12 protein-coding genes are annotated in these 16,410 nt (G+C 74.4%); 7 read left to right on the forward strand and 5 right to left on the reverse strand.

What is annotated here, in order from left to right:
- Positions 1–93 precede the first annotated feature (93 nt).
- Together ADK41_RS05155 and ADK41_RS05160 are read right to left on the reverse strand one after the other, a co-directional pair.
- Positions 94–861 carry a hypothetical protein gene (locus ADK41_RS05155; RefSeq protein WP_030831298.1) on the reverse strand — a complete coding sequence of 256 codons (768 nt, stop codon included), beginning with the start codon at positions 859–861 and terminating at the stop codon, positions 94–96.
- A gap of 160 nt (positions 862–1,021) precedes the next feature.
- Positions 1,022–2,695, reverse strand: coding sequence for a PucR family transcriptional regulator (locus tag ADK41_RS05160; RefSeq protein WP_030831301.1), 1,674 nt, complete (start codon positions 2,693–2,695; stop codon positions 1,022–1,024).
- Between the two features lie 343 nt (positions 2,696–3,038).
- Here ADK41_RS05160 and ADK41_RS05165 point away from each other — a divergent pair, with 343 nt between their 5' ends.
- Genes ADK41_RS05165 through ADK41_RS05180 form a run of 4 tightly spaced genes read left to right on the forward strand, consistent with a single transcriptional unit; the run spans position 3,039 to position 8,105 of the window.
- A complete protein-coding gene (locus tag ADK41_RS05165; RefSeq protein WP_030831304.1) occupies positions 3,039–3,929 on the forward strand; it encodes an FAD binding domain-containing protein in 891 nt (296 codons plus the stop codon).
- Positions 3,929–4,447, forward strand: coding sequence for a (2Fe-2S)-binding protein (locus tag ADK41_RS05170; RefSeq protein ID WP_030831306.1), 519 nt, complete (start codon positions 3,929–3,931; stop codon positions 4,445–4,447). Before ADK41_RS05165 ends, ADK41_RS05170 begins: the two co-directional genes overlap by 1 nt.
- Positions 4,448–4,449: 2 nt before the next feature.
- Positions 4,450–6,837: a xanthine dehydrogenase subunit D gene (pucD, locus tag ADK41_RS05175; RefSeq protein WP_030831309.1), complete on the forward strand. Its 2,388-nt coding sequence runs from the start codon at positions 4,450–4,452 to the stop codon at positions 6,835–6,837.
- Between the two features lie 53 nt (positions 6,838–6,890).
- Positions 6,891–8,105 carry an XdhC family protein gene (locus ADK41_RS05180; protein WP_078662076.1) on the forward strand — a complete coding sequence of 405 codons (1,215 nt, stop codon included), beginning with the start codon at positions 6,891–6,893 and terminating at the stop codon, positions 8,103–8,105.
- Here ADK41_RS05180 and ADK41_RS05185 read toward each other — a convergent pair.
- Positions 8,041–9,918: a hypothetical protein gene (locus tag ADK41_RS05185; protein WP_030831315.1), complete on the reverse strand. Its 1,878-nt coding sequence runs from the start codon at positions 9,916–9,918 to the stop codon at positions 8,041–8,043. The two genes, ADK41_RS05180 and ADK41_RS05185, sit on opposite strands and share 65 nt — an antisense overlap.
- Positions 9,919–10,012: 94 nt before the next feature.
- Between ADK41_RS05185 and ADK41_RS05190 the strand changes: the two genes are divergently transcribed.
- The 3 genes from ADK41_RS05190 to ADK41_RS05200 all read left to right on the forward strand — a co-directional run bounded on the left by ADK41_RS05190 (position 10,013) and on the right by ADK41_RS05200 (position 15,118).
- Positions 10,013–11,473, forward strand: coding sequence for a hypothetical protein (locus tag ADK41_RS05190; RefSeq protein ID WP_158717693.1), 1,461 nt, complete (start codon positions 10,013–10,015; stop codon positions 11,471–11,473).
- 140 nt (positions 11,474–11,613) lie between these two features.
- Positions 11,614–12,489, forward strand: coding sequence for a hypothetical protein (locus ADK41_RS05195; RefSeq protein WP_051843374.1), 876 nt, complete (start codon positions 11,614–11,616; stop codon positions 12,487–12,489).
- On the forward strand, positions 12,482–15,118 hold the full coding sequence (locus tag ADK41_RS05200) for a S1 RNA-binding domain-containing protein (protein WP_051843376.1): 2,637 nt from the start codon (positions 12,482–12,484) through the stop codon (positions 15,116–15,118). Before ADK41_RS05195 ends, ADK41_RS05200 begins: the two co-directional genes overlap by 8 nt.
- A gap of 1 nt (position 15,119) precedes the next feature.
- On the opposite strand, the gene ADK41_RS05205 is transcribed toward ADK41_RS05200, so the two are convergent.
- Together ADK41_RS05205 and ADK41_RS05210 are read right to left on the reverse strand one after the other, a co-directional pair.
- Complete coding sequence (locus ADK41_RS05205) at positions 15,120–15,560, reverse strand: hypothetical protein (protein ID WP_030831327.1); 441 nt, start codon at positions 15,558–15,560, stop codon at positions 15,120–15,122.
- Between the two features lie 157 nt (positions 15,561–15,717).
- The gene (locus ADK41_RS05210) at positions 15,718–16,224 is read right to left on the reverse strand and encodes a polysaccharide deacetylase family protein (RefSeq protein WP_051843379.1); all 507 of its coding nucleotides are present in this window, start codon (positions 16,222–16,224) and stop codon (positions 15,718–15,720) included.
- Positions 16,225–16,410 lie beyond the last annotated feature (186 nt).

Here is a 16,410-nt window from a genome sequence, read left to right on the forward strand (position 1 = left end):
ACGGGGGGCGGGTCTTGTCCTTGAGCGTCGGGTGGGGTGGGGGCCTTGTTCTCGCGCTCTCCCGGTGGGGGTTCCTCGGGCGGGTTCGGTCGGTTACGCCGTCGCCGGGCCCGGGGGCGGTGGGGTGAGGTGGTGGGCCAGCCAGGTGGGGACGCCGCCCAGGAGGCGGAAGAGGCGGCGGGCCTCCTCGCGGAGGCGGGAGGCCTCCGGTTCGGTCTCCGTGTCGGCCAGGGAGACCAGGGCCGGGGCCGTGCCGACGAGGTAGCCCAACTCCTCGCGGATCCGCAGGGATTCGGCGAAGCCGCGCCGGGCCTCCGTCAACTCGCCGTCGCGCAGGGCGAGTCCGGCCAGGTGGCGCCAGGTGGCCGAGAGCAGCAGCGGGTCGGCGTGCGCGGTGGCGCCCGCGTGGGCGCGCCGGTACGCGGCCCGCGCCGCCTGCGGCGACCGGGTGAGGTTCTCGGCGATCAGCCCGCGCCGGAAGTCCAGCAGCGCCCGCCCCGCCGCGCCCGGCGCGATCAGCGCCGCCGCCCGGCCGAGCGCGGCCCGCGCCTCGTCGGCCCGGTCGCGGACCCGGAACAGCGTGGCGGCGTAGGCCAAGTACCCGCGTTCACAAGCGGCGGCCCCCCGCTCGTCGTCGCTGTGCGCCAGCGCCTCGGCCGTGCGCAGCGCGTCCTCGGCCTCCTCCCACCCCGCCTCGGTGTACAGGCACCGCTCCACCAGCAGCGACGCCCGCTGCAGCGCCGCGTCCGGGCCGGCCGGTTCGAGCAGGGCGGCGGCGTCGGCCCAGCAGGCGCGGGAGCGCAGCCGCCACACCGCCGTCTGGAGGGGATCGTCATCGGCGGTCGTTCCGTCACCGGACATGGCGGTGTGCGCCACGTTGCCCTCCCCGAGCACGCCATCGAGCTGTTGAGTGGTGGCCGCATCTCAGCACGAACCGACGGGCCCGGCCAAGAGGGTGGGTGAAGGATTTCACAAAGTCCCGGATCGCGGGCCCGAATCGCGCGCCCGCCTCCCGGCGGGTTCAGCTCATCCGCAGCGCGAGGAAGAAGTCCAGCTTGTCCTCCAGGCGGGACAGGTCACGGCCCGTCAGCTGTTCGATGCGGCCGACGCGGTAGCGCAGCGTGTTGACGTGCAGGTGGAGGCGGGACGCGCAGCGGGTCCAGGAGCCGTCGCAGTCGAGGAACGCCTCCAGGGTGGGGATCAGCTCGGCGCGGTGCCGGCGGTCGTAGTCCCGCAGCGGGTCGAGGAGGCGGGCGGTGAAGGCGCGCCGCACGTCGTCGGGGACGAAGGGGAGCAGCAGGACGTGCGAGGCGAGCTCCTGGTGTCCGGCCGCGCAGACCCGGCCCTGGCGCGCCGCGGCCACGCGCCGGGCGTGCCGCGCCTCCTCCAGCGCCCCGCGCAGCCCTTCCGCCGAGTGCACGGCGGCGGAGACGCCGAGGGTGAGCCGGCCGTCGCCGTCGAGTCCGGCCGTGAGCGGGTCGCGCACGGACGCCAGGAGCGCGTCGGCGAGGACGCCGGTGCCGGAGTCCTCGTGCTCGCCGGTCACCGAGGACAGCGGTACGAGGGCGATCGCCTCGTCGCCGGTGTGGGCCACCGCGACGCGGTCGGAGTGCTCGGGCCCCGTCGACGCCGGGTCGACCAGGATCTCCTCCAGCAGGGCCTGGGCCACCGGCCCGCCGTCGACCTCCCCGCCGTCCCAGTCGACGCGGGCCACCACCACCTGCCAGTGCGGCGCGGTCCCGAGCCCGGGCAGCAGCACCGGCGCGGCCACCCGCAGCCGCGCCGCGATCTCCGCGGGCGCGGCGCCCGTCTGCACCAGCTCCAGCACCTCCTGCGCGAGCCGGCGCCGCACCGTGCGCGCCGCGTCCCTGCGGTCCCGCTCGACGGCGATCAGCTGGGTGACGCCGTGCAGCAGGTCCAGCCGCTCCTCGGCCCAGTCCCCGGCGTCCGCCTCGACCACCAGCACCCAGTCCGACAGCACCGTCTCGCGCACGTCGTGCGGCGCCGACGCGGAACGTCCGCTGCCGCGCACCGGGAAGAGGCTGTACGCCGTCTGCCCCCGCGTGACCCGGTGCGGGCCGCGCCGGCCGGTGCGGGCGGCCGCCAGCTGTTCCGCGGCGAGCCCCGCGCACACGTCGGCGGGCAGTGCCGGGCCCGCCGTCCTCGCCCCGGCGATCAGCCGGCCGGTGGGCGAGAGCACCCACGCCCGCAGGTCCAGGTCCGAGCCCAGCAGGTCGAGCACGACCTCCGGGCCGCCGCCCGCCGGTCCGGAGGTCATCATCCGCCGGTGCCGGTCCACCACGGCCGCCAGATCACCGGCGCGCTCGCCCGACACCTGCCGCACAACGTGCTCGGTGATGGTCGCGAAGGCCACCGACTCGTGCACCGCGAACAGCGGCAGCCGGTGCCGCGCACAGGCCACGACCAGGTCCTCCGGCACGTCGCCCAGCTCCGCCGTGCCGGCCGCGACGGCGGCCACCCCGGCCTGCGCCAGGATCCGTACGAACGGCTCGGAGTCCGCCGCGTCCCGGCGCCAGGCCAGGCCCGTGAGCACCAGTTCCCCGCCGGAGAGATAGCGGCTGGGGTCCCTCAGGTCGGTGGTCATCACCCCGCGCACACCGCGTTCCAGCTCGTCCTCGCCGCCGAGCAGCCTCAGGCCCAGCGCGTCGGTGTCCAGCAGTGCGCGCAGCCGCATTCTCGTCTCCGTCGTTTCTTGTCTCGATACCTGCGGTGGACCGTGGAGGGGCCTTGCCGAGAGGGCCCGTCGGGTGGCTGATCAACGGTGTCGGCCGTGTCCTGGACCGTGTCCCCTGTTTCCGGGGGAAGGTGGGGAGGTAACAGAGGACCTCCGTTCATATGAATCTACAAGATGACCTCGCTGGCCAGCCAACTCCTTCATGGTTTCCGTGACTGACCCCACGGAGCGCACGGCGGTGTACTGGCCGCACCCCGGGTGGACCGCACAGGTGCGAGCCGGGCCCGTCGCACCCGGACTGGCTTGATCCGTACGCCCCACGAGACGAAGAAGAGAGCCGGTCATGGACTTCCTTCGCCCCGCCGGCTGGGAGGAGGCGCTCGCCGCGAAGGCCGAGCACCCCGCCGCCGTACCGATCGCGGGCGGCACCGACGTGATGGTCGAGATCAACTTCGACCACCGCCGGCCCGAGTACCTCATGGACCTGAACCGCGTCGGCGACCTGTACGAGTGGGAGGTCGGCGAGGACGCCGTACGGCTCGGCGCCTGCGTCCCGTACGCGCGGATCATGGAGCACCTGCGCGCCGAGCTGCCGGGTCTCGCCCTCGCCTCCCACACGGTCGCCTCCCCGCAGATCCGCAACCGCGGCGGCGTCGGCGGCAACCTCGGCACCGCCTCCCCGGCCGGCGACGCCCACCCGGCGCTGCTCGCCGCCGGGGCCGAGGTCGAGGCCGAGTCGGTGCGCGGGGCGCGCCGCATCCCGATCGACGCGTTCTACACCGGCGTGAAGCGCAACGCGCTGGCGCCCGACGAGCTGATCCGGGCCGTCCACGTCAAGAAGGCCGACGGCCCGCAGCAGTACTCCAAGGTCGGCACCCGCAACGCCATGGTCATCGCCGTGTGCGCCTTCGGCCTCGCCCTCCACCCGGAGACCCGGACGGTACGGACGGGGATCGGCTCGGCCGCCCCGACGCCCGTCCGGGCGCGGGCCGCCGAGGAGTTCCTGAACGCGGCCCTGGAGGAGGGCGGCCTCTGGGACAACGGGAAGGCCGTCGTCCCGTCCCTCGCCCAGCGGTTCGCCGACCTGTGCGCCGCCGCCTGCGACCCGATCGACGACGTGCGCGGCACCGCGGGCTACCGCCGCCACGCCGTCGGCGTCATGGCCCGCCGCACCCTGACCTGGACCTGGGAGTCGTACCGCGGCGCCCGCCGCACCACGGAGGGAGCCGCGTGATGCGCATCGACTTCACCGTCAACGGACGCCCCCGGGAGGCCGACGACGTCTGGGAGGGCGAGTCCCTGCTGTACGTGCTGCGCGAACGGCTCGGCCTGCCCGGCTCCAAGAACGCCTGCGAACAGGGCGAGTGCGGATCGTGCACCGTGCGGCTCGACGGCGTGCCCGTGTGCTCCTGCCTCGTCGCCGCCGGGCAGGTCCAGGGCCGCGAGGTCGTCACCGTGGAGGGCCTGGCGGACCTCGCCGGGCAGCGCTCCCGCGGCGCCGTCGCGCGGCCCGGCGAGGACACCGGGCTCTCCCCGCTCCAGCAGGCCTTCCTCGACGCCGGCGCCGTCCAGTGCGGCTTCTGCACGCCCGGTCTGCTGGTCGCCGCCGACGAGATGCTGGAGCGCCACCCCGACCCGAGCGACGCGGACATCCGCGAGGCCCTGTCGGGCAACCTGTGCCGCTGCACCGGCTACGAGAAGATCATGGACGCGGTCCGCCTGGCGGCCGCCCGCCGGGCCGAGAGGGGCTGAGCATGCCGGCGAAAGGGATGCCCACCACCCTCACGCAGGGCTCGGGGACCAAGGGCGGCATCGGCGAGTCCACCCTCCGCCCGGACGGCGCCCTCAAGGTCACCGGCGAGTTCGCGTACTCCTCCGACCTGTGGCACGAGGACATGCTCTGGGGGCAGATCCTGCGCTCCACCGTCGCCCACGCCGAGATCGCCTCGATCGACGCGAGCGAGGCGCTCGCCGTCCCCGGCGTGTACGCCGTCATGACGTACGACGACCTGCCGACCGGCGTGAGGAACTACGGCCTGGAGATCAGGGACACCCCGGTCCTCGCCCACGGCAAGGTCCGCCACCACGGCGAACCGGTCGCGATCGTCGCCGCCGACCACCCGGAGACCGCCCGCCGCGCCGCGGCGAGGATCAGGGTCGACTACCGCGAACTCCCCGTGGTCACCGACGAGGCCTCCGCCCTCGCCCCGGACGCGGCCCTCGTCCACGAGAACCGCGACGACCACCACATCGCCCGCGTCCCGCACCCCAACATCGTCCACCGCCAGCCCGTCGTGCGCGGCGACGTGGCGTCCGCGCGGGAGCGCGCGGACGTGATCGTCGAGGGCGAGTACACCTTCGGCATGCAGGACCAGGCCTTCCTCGGCCCCGAATCCGGACTCGCCGTCCCCGAGGAGGACGGCGGCGTCCACCTCTACGTCGCCACCCAGTGGCTCCACTCCGACCTGCGCCAGATCGCGCCCGTGCTCGGCCTGCCCGAGGACAGGGTGCGGATGACGCTGGCCGGCGTCGGCGGCGCGTTCGGCGGCCGCGAGGACCTGTCGATGCAGATCCACGCCTGCCTGCTGGCCCTGCGCACCGGCAAGCCCGTCAAGATCGTCTACAACCGCTTCGAGTCCTTCTTCGGCCACGTCCACCGCCACCCGGCCAAGCTCCACTACGAGCACGGCGCCACGGCGGACGGCAGGCTGACCCACGTCAAGGCCCGCATCGTCCTCGACGGCGGCGCGTACGCCTCCTCCTCCCCGGCCGTGGTCGGCAACGCCGCCTCGCTCGGCGTCGGCCCGTACGCCGTCGACGCCGTCGACGTCGAGGCCGTCGCCCTCTACACCAACAACCCGCCCTGCGGGGCCATGCGCGGCTTCGGCGCGGTCCAGGCGTGCTTCGCGTACGAGGCGCAGATGGACAGGCTGGCGGCGCGGCTCGGCCTGGACCCGGTGGAGTTCAGGCAGCTCAACGCCATGGAGCAGGGCACGCTCATGCCCACCGGGCAGCCCGTCGACTCCCCGGCGCCGGTCGCCGAACTCCTGCGCCGCGTCAAGGCGAGGCCCATGCCCCCGGAGCGCCAGTGGGAGTCCGGCGAGGGCGCCGACGTGCGCCGGCTGCCGGGCGGCCTGTCCAACACCACGCACGGCGAGGGCGTCGTCCGCGGGGTCGGCTACGCCGTCGGCATCAAGAACGTCGGCTTCTCCGAGGGCTTCGACGACTACTCCACCGCCCGGGTCCGCCTGGAGGTGGCCGGCGGTGAGCCGGTCGCCGCCGTGCACACCGCGATGGCGGAGGTCGGCCAGGGCGGCGTCACCGTGCACGCCCAGATCGCCCGCACCGAGCTGGGCGTCGCCCGGGTGACCGTCCACCCGGCCGACACCCGGGTCGGCTCGGCGGGGTCGACGTCCGCCTCCCGGCAGACGTACGTCACCGGCGGCGCGGTCAGGAACGCCTGCGAGCTGGTGCGCGAGAAGGTCCTGGAGCTGGGCCGGCGCAAGCTGGGCCCGTCCCACCCGGCCTGGGCGGGCGCCGGACTCCTGCTGGAGGGCGGCAAGGTCGTCACCGACGGAGGCGAGGTGCTCGCCGACCTGGTGGACGTCCTCGGCGACGAGGCCGTCGAGGCCGAGGAGGAGTGGCGGCACCGGCCGACCGAACCCTTCGACCCGCGCACCGGACAGGGCGACGGCCACGTCCAGTACTCCTTCGCCGCGCACCGCGCCGTCGTCGAGGTCGACACCGAACTCGGCCTGGTGAAGGTCGTCGAGCTGGCCTGCGCGCAGGACGTCGGCAAGGCGCTCAACCCGCTGTCCGTGACCGGCCAGATCCAGGGCGGCACCGCCCAGGGCCTGGGCATGGCGGTCATGGAGGAGATCGTCGTCGACCCGAGGACCGCGAAGGTGCGCAACCCGTCCTTCACGGACTACCTCGTCCCCACCATCCTCGACACCCCGGCCATCCCCGTCGACGTGCTCGAACTCGCCGACGACCACGCCCCGTACGGCCTGCGCGGCGTGGGCGAGGCCCCCACCCTCTCCTCGACCCCGGCGGTCCTCGCGGCCATCCGCGACGCGACGGGCCTGGAACTCAGCAGAACACCGGTCCGCCCGGAACACCTCACCACCGGGACCGGGTGACCCCGACGCCGCTACGGGCGGTCGTGCCCCACCGCAGCCGAGGAGAGCGAGACATGCTGGACATCGCCGAGGAGCTGAACCGGTGGGTCGGGCAGGGCCGTGACTTCGCGGTCGCCACCGTGGTGGCGGCCGTCGGCAGCGCGCCCCGCGGGCCCGGCGCCGCGCTCGCGGTCGACACCGCGGGGACGGCCGTCGGCTCGCTCTCCGGCGGCTGCGTGGAGGGTGCGGTGTACGAGCTGTGCGAGCAGGCGCTGAGGGACGGCGACACCGTCCTGGAGCGCTTCGGCCACAGCGATGAGGACGCCTTCGCCGCGGGGCTGACCTGCGGCGGGGTCATCGACGTCCTGGTCACGCCGGTACGGGCGGCGGACCCCGCCCGTCCGGTGCTCGCCGCCGCGCTCGCCGCCGCCGCGCGCGGGGAGGCGGCGGCGGTGGCGCGGATCGTGAACGGCCCGGCGGAGCTGAGGGGCCGCGCGCTGACGGTCCGCCCGGACGGCTCGTACCGGGGCGGCTTCGGCGGCCGTCCGGAGCTGGACCGCACGGTCGCCGCCGAGGCGGGCGCCTTCCTGGACGCCGGCCGCACCGGGACCCTGGAGATCGGTGCGCGGGGCTCGCGGTGCGGAGCACCGCTCACGCTTCTGGTCGAGTCCTCCGTCCCCCCGCCCCGGATGATCGTCTTCGGGGCGGTCGACTTCGCGTCGGCACTGGTCCGGGTCGGCACGTTCCTCGGCCACCACGTCACGGTGTGCGACGCCCGCCCCGCGTTCACCACGCGCGCCCGCTTCCCGGAGGCCGACGAGATCGTCGTCGAGTGGCCGCACACCTACCTGCGACGCACGCCCGTCGACGCGCGCACGGTCCTGTGCGTCCTCACCCACGACGCCAAGTTCGACGTGCCCCTGCTGGAACTGGCCCTGCGCCTGCCGGTGGCGTACGTCGGCGCGATGGGCTCCCGCCGCACCCACCTGGACCGCGCCGCCCGCCTGCGCGAGGCCGGCGTGACCGAGGCGGAGCTGGCCCGTCTCAGGTCGCCGATCGGCCTCGACCTGGGCGCCCGCACTCCGGAGGAGACCGCCCTGTCCATCGCGGCGGAGATCGTCGCGAACCGGCACGGCGGCGCAGGCGTGTCCCTCACCGGGGCCCACACCCCGATCCACCACGACGGCGCCCACGGGCCGGAGCGGGCCGGCGGCGTGACGGGGGTCAGGCCGGACGGGGGGCCGACAGGACGGCGGAGGCACGACGGACCTCGTCGAGGAGGTCCCTGAGGGACTTCACCAGTGCACGGAGTCCGGAGTGCCCGGTGCCGTGGGCGAGCTCCTGCATACGACGCAGGGGCTGCACGATGACTCCGTGCAGTTCCTCGGCCCGGTCGGACACCTCGCCCAGCCGGTCCAGCACCTGCTCCCGGCACTCCTCGTCGGGGACGCCCGCCGGCCGCGGCATGACGAGCCGGGGGTGGCCGAGGGACAGCCCGAGGTCCGTGGCACGACGCATGACGTACTCGAGGGTGTGGCGCGGCACCTCCCCGACGGGCACCGACGACAGGTGCCGCAGAACGGGTTCGAAGAGGTCCCAGATCTCCGCCAGCACCTCCACGGCACAGGGCTCGGCCCCCGGCGACGGCGCCGGAACGGGCACCGCGGGATCGGCCGCCGGAGCGTACGTCCCGGCGGCCGAAGGGACGGCCGGCCCGGTCCGCGGCTCGGCCACCGGAGCGTCGGCCGCCGGTGACACGGTCTCCATCGGTGCGGCCCGAGCCTGCGCCGGGACGAACGCGACCGGTGCCGGTGCCGGTGCCGGTACCGGGTCCGGGTCCGGTGCGAGGGCCACCGGGGGTGCCGGGACCTCGGCCGACGGGACCGCCCCTCCGGGGGGCTCCACGCCCGCCTTCTCCAGATAGGCCCGGCACGCCCCGGCCGCCAGGCGGAAGAACCACCAGCGGTCCCGCTCCGTGTACCGCGGCCGGACGACCACCATCAGCGCGCAGGCCTGGAGCGCCAGGAACCACTGGTGGCGCCAGCCCGTGTTGATGCGGTGCACCGCGCCCCAGCCGATCATCGCCCCGCGCACCCGCGCGACGGTGTCCGCCAGCCCTTGCGGGATCAGCGGTCCCTCGCACGCGGGGTCCTCACCGGTCAGCGCTGCCAGCAGTTCCTCCCGGGCGGGTCCGGACATGTGGGGCAGGTACTCGTCGGCGACCAGACAGAGCAGCAGATGAACCGGATCGCGGGCCAGCAGCGCGTGCCGGTGGTACCAACTCAGGTCCACGAGCCAGAAGTCGTCGGCCGCGGCCTTCCCGCTGACCGGCACGAGGATGTTGCCCGGATGCAGATCTCCGTGGGCGCGCCCGCGCACCGCGAGTCTCACCTGGCACTCGCTCAGCGGCGAACCCTCCCCGAGCACCACCGGATTGGGCAGCGGGCGGGCGTTCCCGCCCAGCGTGAACCAGGCACTCCCGCTGTCCGGCCCCATCCGCTCCCGCAGCCAGCGTCCGGCCCTTTCCGCTCTGCCGGACGACTCGCCCAGCATGTCCTCGACGAACCGGGCCGCCGAGAGGGGCTCGACGCCGGCGTCCCTCCTCTCCCCACCGGTGACCGGATCGGGGTTCCAGCCGCCCAGCACCCCCTTGACGACCTCCTCCACGAGGGCGGGCGTCCGCCGGTCCGTGCCCAGCCCGGCGAGCGTCCCCATCCCCTCCTCGGTGCCGTCACCGGCCGGATGCTGGATCATCACCCAGTAGTCGTCCAACCTGGCGGTCCTGTCGTCCAGTTCGACCAGGTGGGAGTCGATGAAGTCCTCGTTGCCGGGGACCCGGTCGGACAGCGCGGCCCGGTGATTGCGCGGTTCCGTGTCGGCGTGGGCGGAGCACGGGACCAGCTTGACGATCCTCATGCCGCTGGTGCGTCCGGGCCTCAGATCGCGCAGGAACCCGGACACGAGGATTCCCCCGCTCCCGCCGGTCGCCACCAAGTCGGCTTCTTCCAGTTCCAGTTGACTCTGGCCGAGCCACTCGGCCAGCGCCTTGCCCACGGGCCGGCCACCGAGGACGGACAGGGCGCCGGACAGGGAATGCTCCATGTGTCCAGTATGGCCGGACGGAGTCGGCGCAGCGGACTCGTACGGAAGCCGGAACGCGCGTGTGATATGTCATGCGGGGGACAAGGGGGGCACCGTGTCACGCATCAGGGGGGCCCGGCGCGCGAGCCGGGTGACGAGCCTGTCCGGAACGGTTGACGCGAGGGCGCTGGGCGCGGCCCTCGCCGCACGGGACGGGAACGGTGAACGTACGCTCGCCTACCGGGGGTTGCGCGTCGTCGGCGCCCTGCGTCTGGACCGCCGGAGCCTCGACGCCGCAGTGGCCCTCGTCGACTGCGTGTTCGAGGAGCCGCTCGACCTGACGGAACTCTCGGTGCCGTCGCTCGACCTGTCGGGTTCGGTCCTGCCCGCGGTGCACGCCGACCGCCTGGTCGTCGACGGCGAACTCCGCCTCACGGGCGCCAGGCTGGGGGACGGCGTGTCCGAACCGAGGCCCATGACGGATCCGGCGGACGACGGTACGGGACGACGGGCGCCGCGGCGGCTGCACGAGGGGACGGCCACCGGAGTCCTCCGGCTGGCGGACGCCCGGATCGGCGGGAACCTCGTCGTCGAGGAGCTGTCCGTGGCCGACGGCGGCGCCTGGTCCCTGCTCGCGCCGCGGCTGACGGTCGAGGGTTCGGTCCACGGCCGCGGCCTGACCGCCAACGGGTCCCTCTACCTGAGGGACGCCCGCGTCACCCACGCCGTCAACCTGCACGCCGCCGACGTGGGCGGCATCGACGCCACCGGGATCATCTGCACGGGCTTCTACGCGGACTGGGGGTTCCGCAGCACCGGGCAGGTGCTGCTGCGGGCGGCCGAGGTCGGGGGCGTGGTGACCTTCCACGACGGCATCCTCGCCGGGCCCGCCGGCTCCCTGCTCTGCGGCCGGCTCCGCGTCCCGCGCCTCAGGCTGGATCTGCGCGAGCCCCCCGCGGGCCGGGTGGTGCTGCAGGACGCGACCGTCGACGTCCTGGTGGACTCCGAGTCCACGTGGCCGGCGCCGGGCGCCCTGTCCCTGGAGGGTTTCGCGTACCAGCGGCTGGAGACGGAACGGTCCGTGGAGGTGCGCGCCCGGATCTCCTGGCTCACCCGCGACCCGCAGGCCGGCGCCCGGACCTTCGAGCAACTCGCGAAGTCGTACCAGAGCGGCGGAGACGAACGCTCCGCCCGCACCGTGCGGCACGCCCGCGAGCGGTACCTCAGTCGCAACGACCGTCTGTCCGGCCGGATCTGGGGTCTCGTGCAGGACGTGCTGTTCGGCTACGGATACGCCCCCCGCCGGGCGCTGCTGTGGCTGCTGTCGCTGGTCGCCGTGGGCTCGCTGTGGTTCGCCACGCACCGGCCGCCGCCCGTCGGCGGCGACTCCAAGCGCGCCTGGGATCCCGTGTTGTACAGCCTCGACCTGCTGATCCCCGTCGCGAGCCTCGGGCACCGGGGCGCCTGGGACCCCGCGGGAGCGAGCAAGGCCGTCGCGCTGCTGCTGGTCGTCGCCGGGTGGGTACTGGCGACAGCCGTGATCGCCGGCGCCCGGCGCGTGCTCGGCCGGGGCTGACATTCCGTACATGACCCGGTGCGCTGCGGGTACGAGCCGGTACTCTCGTAGCCGGCGCCGCCCCGCGTACCGCATCCGAGGCTGCACCGACCTGCGGACGAGGGCGCGGCATTGCCGATGAGCGGGACCTGAGGTACTCCATGGGGCGCGACGACTACTGGGTGGCCATATCCCGGGAGGGGGAACTCCTCGGCGGCGGCTTCTTCGTGACCAGTTCCTACGTCCTGACCTCCACCGCCTGCCTGCCGGGACTGCGGACGCGGGAACACGTCGACCTGCACACCGCCCAGGGGCTGCCGCTGCGGGCCATGGTGTACGAGCTGGCGGAGGACGTCGGGCTCGCCCTGGTCAGCGTGTTGCCCGACCCGGACGCCGACTGCTCGGCACCGCAGGCCGACAGCGCCGTCAAGGGAGACGGGTGGCTCGCCCCGTACCGTCCCGGCCCGCAGAGAACGGTCCTGCGGGGCACGGTGGACGCCGTCGTGCCGGACCGGCGGGACGGCGGGGGCCGTCCGCTGTGTGTGATCGAACTGGTCGGCGACCCGCCGTCCGACGGTGGCGAGGGATATGCCGGAGGGCCCGTGGAGCGACGCACCGAGGGCCAGGACCCCGCGGTCATCGGCATCCTCCTCGACCCCGAGGCCTCCGGCCGGCTGAGCGGGACGGGCGGGGGCACCCTGGCCGCCGGCGCCCTCAGCAGCGCGTTCGAGGTCTTCGAGAAGCTGTCGGCCGAGTATCTGGTGGGGTTGCTCAGTGAGGGACTCCCCGTACCTCCCGCACCCCCGGCGATGCGGGCCGACCCTGCTCCCCCCGGTCGCGGTGAGCCCTTGCGGAAAAGGAGGGAAAAGGCGAGCGAGGTGTTCGAGACCGGCCGGTTCATGGTCCGGGAGATGAACGCCCTGGCGGCCGAGAACCCGCTCCTGGCACGCGACATGCGCCCGTTCTACATGCGGTTGGCGAACGAGGTCTGCGACGAGGCGTTCCGGACGTTGAGGGGGGAGCCGGACGATGATTGACTCCTTCGAGGCGGCGGCGGAATGCGCGGAGGAGGCGCTGCGCGACCCCGGGGGCCTGCGTTTCGCCCATCTGCCCAGTCTGGTGGCGTTCGTCACGCGCTTGCCGGCCGAGCCCGACGAGGCGGAGTGGGATCCGCGTGAACTCGCCGAGGGCGTACGGCTGAACCGGTTGCTGTGGGAACTGGGGTTACGGGGTGAGGCCGCTCGGCTCTTCGACGTGCTCACCGCGAGGCTGATGAGGCTGCCGGGAGACACGGATCGCGCCGTGGCCGCCGGGAACGCCCTGGCCGCGGTGGGCATGAGGCTCGGCCGTGGGGAGGACGTACGGACCTTCCTCGATCTCCTGGCCTTCGACATGGCGGACGCCGACGTCGACGAAGCGCTGGCCCTGATCACCTTCGTCAATCTGGCGGTCGTCACCCTGACGCTGGGGGACCTGGATTCGGCCGCCTCCCGGGCCCGGTCCGCCCGGAGCCTGCTGCGTCACCTCGACGCCCCGCACAGCGCCGAACCTCGCGAGGTCCTGGCGGCCGTGGAGTGGCGGCTCGCCGACAGCGGACACGGTCCGGGGCCGGGGGGCCGGGAGCCGGTCCGGCGCAAGCCCGGTGAGGAACGGCCGGGCCCTTCCTCGGTGGCCCTGAGCGCGTTCGCCGGCCAGGCCGCCGACCTCGTGAGGGAGACAGCCGGCGACGACCCGCGGGCCTTCTTCTCTGTCGCCGGCCTTGCCGTCGCCCGTGTCACGGCCGCGCTGCGGGACGGGGACGCCAAGGCCCTGACGACATCGGTGCAGGTACTGGAAGTCACCTGCCAGCGGCTCTCGGCGATGCTCGGCGCCGACCATCCGGAGGTCCTCGGTGTGCTGGCGGATCTCGCGGCGGTGCAGGTGGAGTCCGCCCGGGTGACCCGGTCCCCCGCCCGGCTGGAGCGGGCGGTCGCCCAGCTCGCCTCCGTGTCCGGCCGGCTCGACGCGAGGCTCGGGCCCGAGCATCCCCGCTCCGTCGCGACGCTCACCAATCTGGTCACCGCACAGGTGGAGTCGGTGCGCGCGACCGACGAGGCCGACAAGGCGGACAAAGCGGAGCGGACCGCGCAGGCACTGACGGAGCAGGCGCGGCGGGCCGGCGAGCGACTCGGTGCGGACCATCCGGTGACGCGGCTGGTGCGCGCCTCCTCGCGCACCTGCCGCCGCATCGCGTCCAGGGGGGACGGCCCGTGGGGCCGCGGGTCCACGATGCTGATCACGTTGGCCGACACGCCGAGCGGGTGGTCGACCGGGCGCGGGGCCTACCGCTCGTTCGACGAGGCGGTGGGGCGGCTCGGCCGGCGCGAACAGCCGGCCGGAGGGGGCGCACTGCTGCTCGCCGGTGGTCCCCGGAGGCGGCAGCCCGCCCCCGGGGACCTCGTGTTCGGTACGGTCGTCGACCGGCGCGGGGGCGGGCTGCTGCTGTCGCTGGACGGCCTCACGGGTGTCGTTCCCGCGGGTGAACTCTCGCTCCGGCGTGATGCCGACCCGCTTTTGACGGTGGAGACGGGGGACCGCGTCCAGGTCATGGCCCTGGGGCGCCGGGACGCGGAGGGCCATGCCGTCCTGTCCCTCAGGCGCGCCCGGTCCGTGGAGGCGTGGAGCGAGCTCGAGACCGTCAGGGCCGAGGACGGCCACGTCACCGGCACGGTGATTGACGCGGTCCGGGGCGGACTCGTCCTCGACGTGGGCGTACGGGCCTTCATGCCGTCCGGCCTGGCCGTCCGGCGACAGGGCGACCCTCCGCACGGGCTCCTCGGTACGGCGGTCAAGGCGAAGATCATCGAACTGGACCGGTACCGGGGCCTCGTGCACCTCTCCCGCCGTGCCTGGCTGGAGGAGGCCGACGCCGCCCTCCGGCCGGGCCTTCGCCGGGGACGGCGGTCCGGGCAGGTGCGCAGGGGCACGGTGACCGAGGTCCTGCGGGACGGAGCGGTGGTGGATCTCGGGACGGCGGTGGGGCTGGTCCCGCGGTCGGAACTGTCGTGGCGGCATGTCGACGACCCCTCCGACGTGGTGCGCACGGGCGACCGGGTACATGTCCGGGTGCTCGGCCCGGACGTCGACGGGAGGCGTCCCCTGCTTTCCCTGAAGGCGGCTCACGACGGGCCGTGGCGACAGTTCACGACCTCCCACCGACCGGGAGAGATCGTCGAGGCCACGGTCGTGAGACTGCTCTCCTTCGGCGCCCTCGTCCGGGTCCAGGAGGGGATCGACGGACTCGTCCACCGCTCCGAGCTGGCCGGCCGCCGTATCTCCCGTCCGGAGGAGGTCGTGAGCCCCGGGGAGCAGGTCTTCGTCGCCCTCGCCGACATCGACTACGACCGCCGGCGGCTCTCGTTCTCCCTCAGGGAGGCCGACGAGGCCCTGGGAGCCGATCCCGAACGCGCCGAGCTGGACCTCGCCCGCTACGGCATGGCCGAGCACTACGACAGCCGGGGGAACATCGTCCACCCCGACGGCCTCGACGCGGAGGCCGACGCGTGGCTGCCGGGTTCCTGGGGACAGCGTGAGCAGTGGGAACGCCGGTCCCAAGAGGCGGTGTTCCGTTTCGTGCGGCACCAGGCCTGGGTCGTCGCGAGGCGCGACGGGTCTTCGCGCCCCTAGCTCACTCCTGTCTGAGCAGGCGGTTCACCGCCCGTCCGAAGACCAGCCGGCCCGTCCGTGCCAGAACCGCGTCGCAGAAGGAGGGCAGGAAGCGGACGCCGATGTCCTCCCGCCACACCACCCGCGCCCGGCCGCCCGGCCCCGGCCGTACCTCGATCTCCGCCCAGCCGGTGACGACCCGGCCGCGCTTCTCCAGCCGGCAGTACCCGGGGGAGCCCTCCTGCGGGGGCCGCCACACCGTCACGTCCATCGGGTCGTCGAAGGAGAGCGGGCCCAGGCCCGTGCGGGCGACGATCCTCGTGCCCGCGCCGGTGGGCGGGGGAGTGCGCACCGTCGTCCGGGTCAGCGGGACCGCCTCCCCGTGGCGGGACCACGTCGTGAGTCGGCGCCAGGCCTCGTCGGGGGAGAGGGGCGCCGTGCGCTGGAGCTGGAAGGTGGCCACGGGTGAATCCTAGGAAATCCGCCCGGCCCGTCGGCACGTCCGGGCACGGGTCACCCGCCCGGCCCAGTCCCGCCCGGCCCAGTCCCGGGCGGTACCGGCCCCACCGGTACGCCTCCGCGGGCTCCGCCTTCCCCGGGGGCGGGCGGCCGGGGAACCGTCATGTACACGCAGCCCCGCCTCTTCGGTCCGGCGATGACGCCGGGGACGGCCGGCGCCGTGCCGTCGCGGAGCCGGTCGTCGCGCGGTCCTTCGCGGTCGCGCTCCGCAGGACCTCCGAGAGGCCCGGTTCCCGGCCGACCCGGTGCAGGGTGTCGTCGGTGCGGCCCCGCGGCGGGCGCATCGGGGCGGGGCGGCGGCCGGTGAGGCGTGCCGTCTCCTCGGTGGTGCGCTCGAGCTCCTCGCGTGTCCCGTCCGGCTCCGGCTCCGTCGGGCGGCGGTGGGTCCAGGTGCGGTCGGCCACCTCGTGCCCCTCGCCGGCCGTCCGCCGGACCGGCTCCGGGCACCGCTCGATGTGCCGCCTGCCCGGCAGGAAGAAGGTCGCCGGGACCCGTTCCTCCTTCAGGGCGTCCGGCAGCCGCGCGCAGCGCCCGCCGGCGCCCGCGCCGAAGGTGAGCGCGACGCACGTGACCTCGCGGCGGTCGACGGCGCCGGGAGCGGTCGTCACCCGGTCGGGCGGCCGTGACCTGAAGAGCCGCCCAAAAGGCGTCAGGGCCGCCCCGATACGGGCAAGCTGTGACCAAGTGTTTGAGGCGACCACGAACGCGGCACCCGCGTTCCGGTAGAAGACCACGCCTCCCAGGGACGGAGCACAGCCCCGATGCGCATCCTTCGCACCAGAGCCCCTTTCCGG

The organism is Streptomyces caelestis (assembly GCF_001279005.1).
Classification (GTDB): Bacteria; Actinomycetota; Actinomycetes; order Streptomycetales; family Streptomycetaceae; genus Streptomyces; species Streptomyces heliomycini.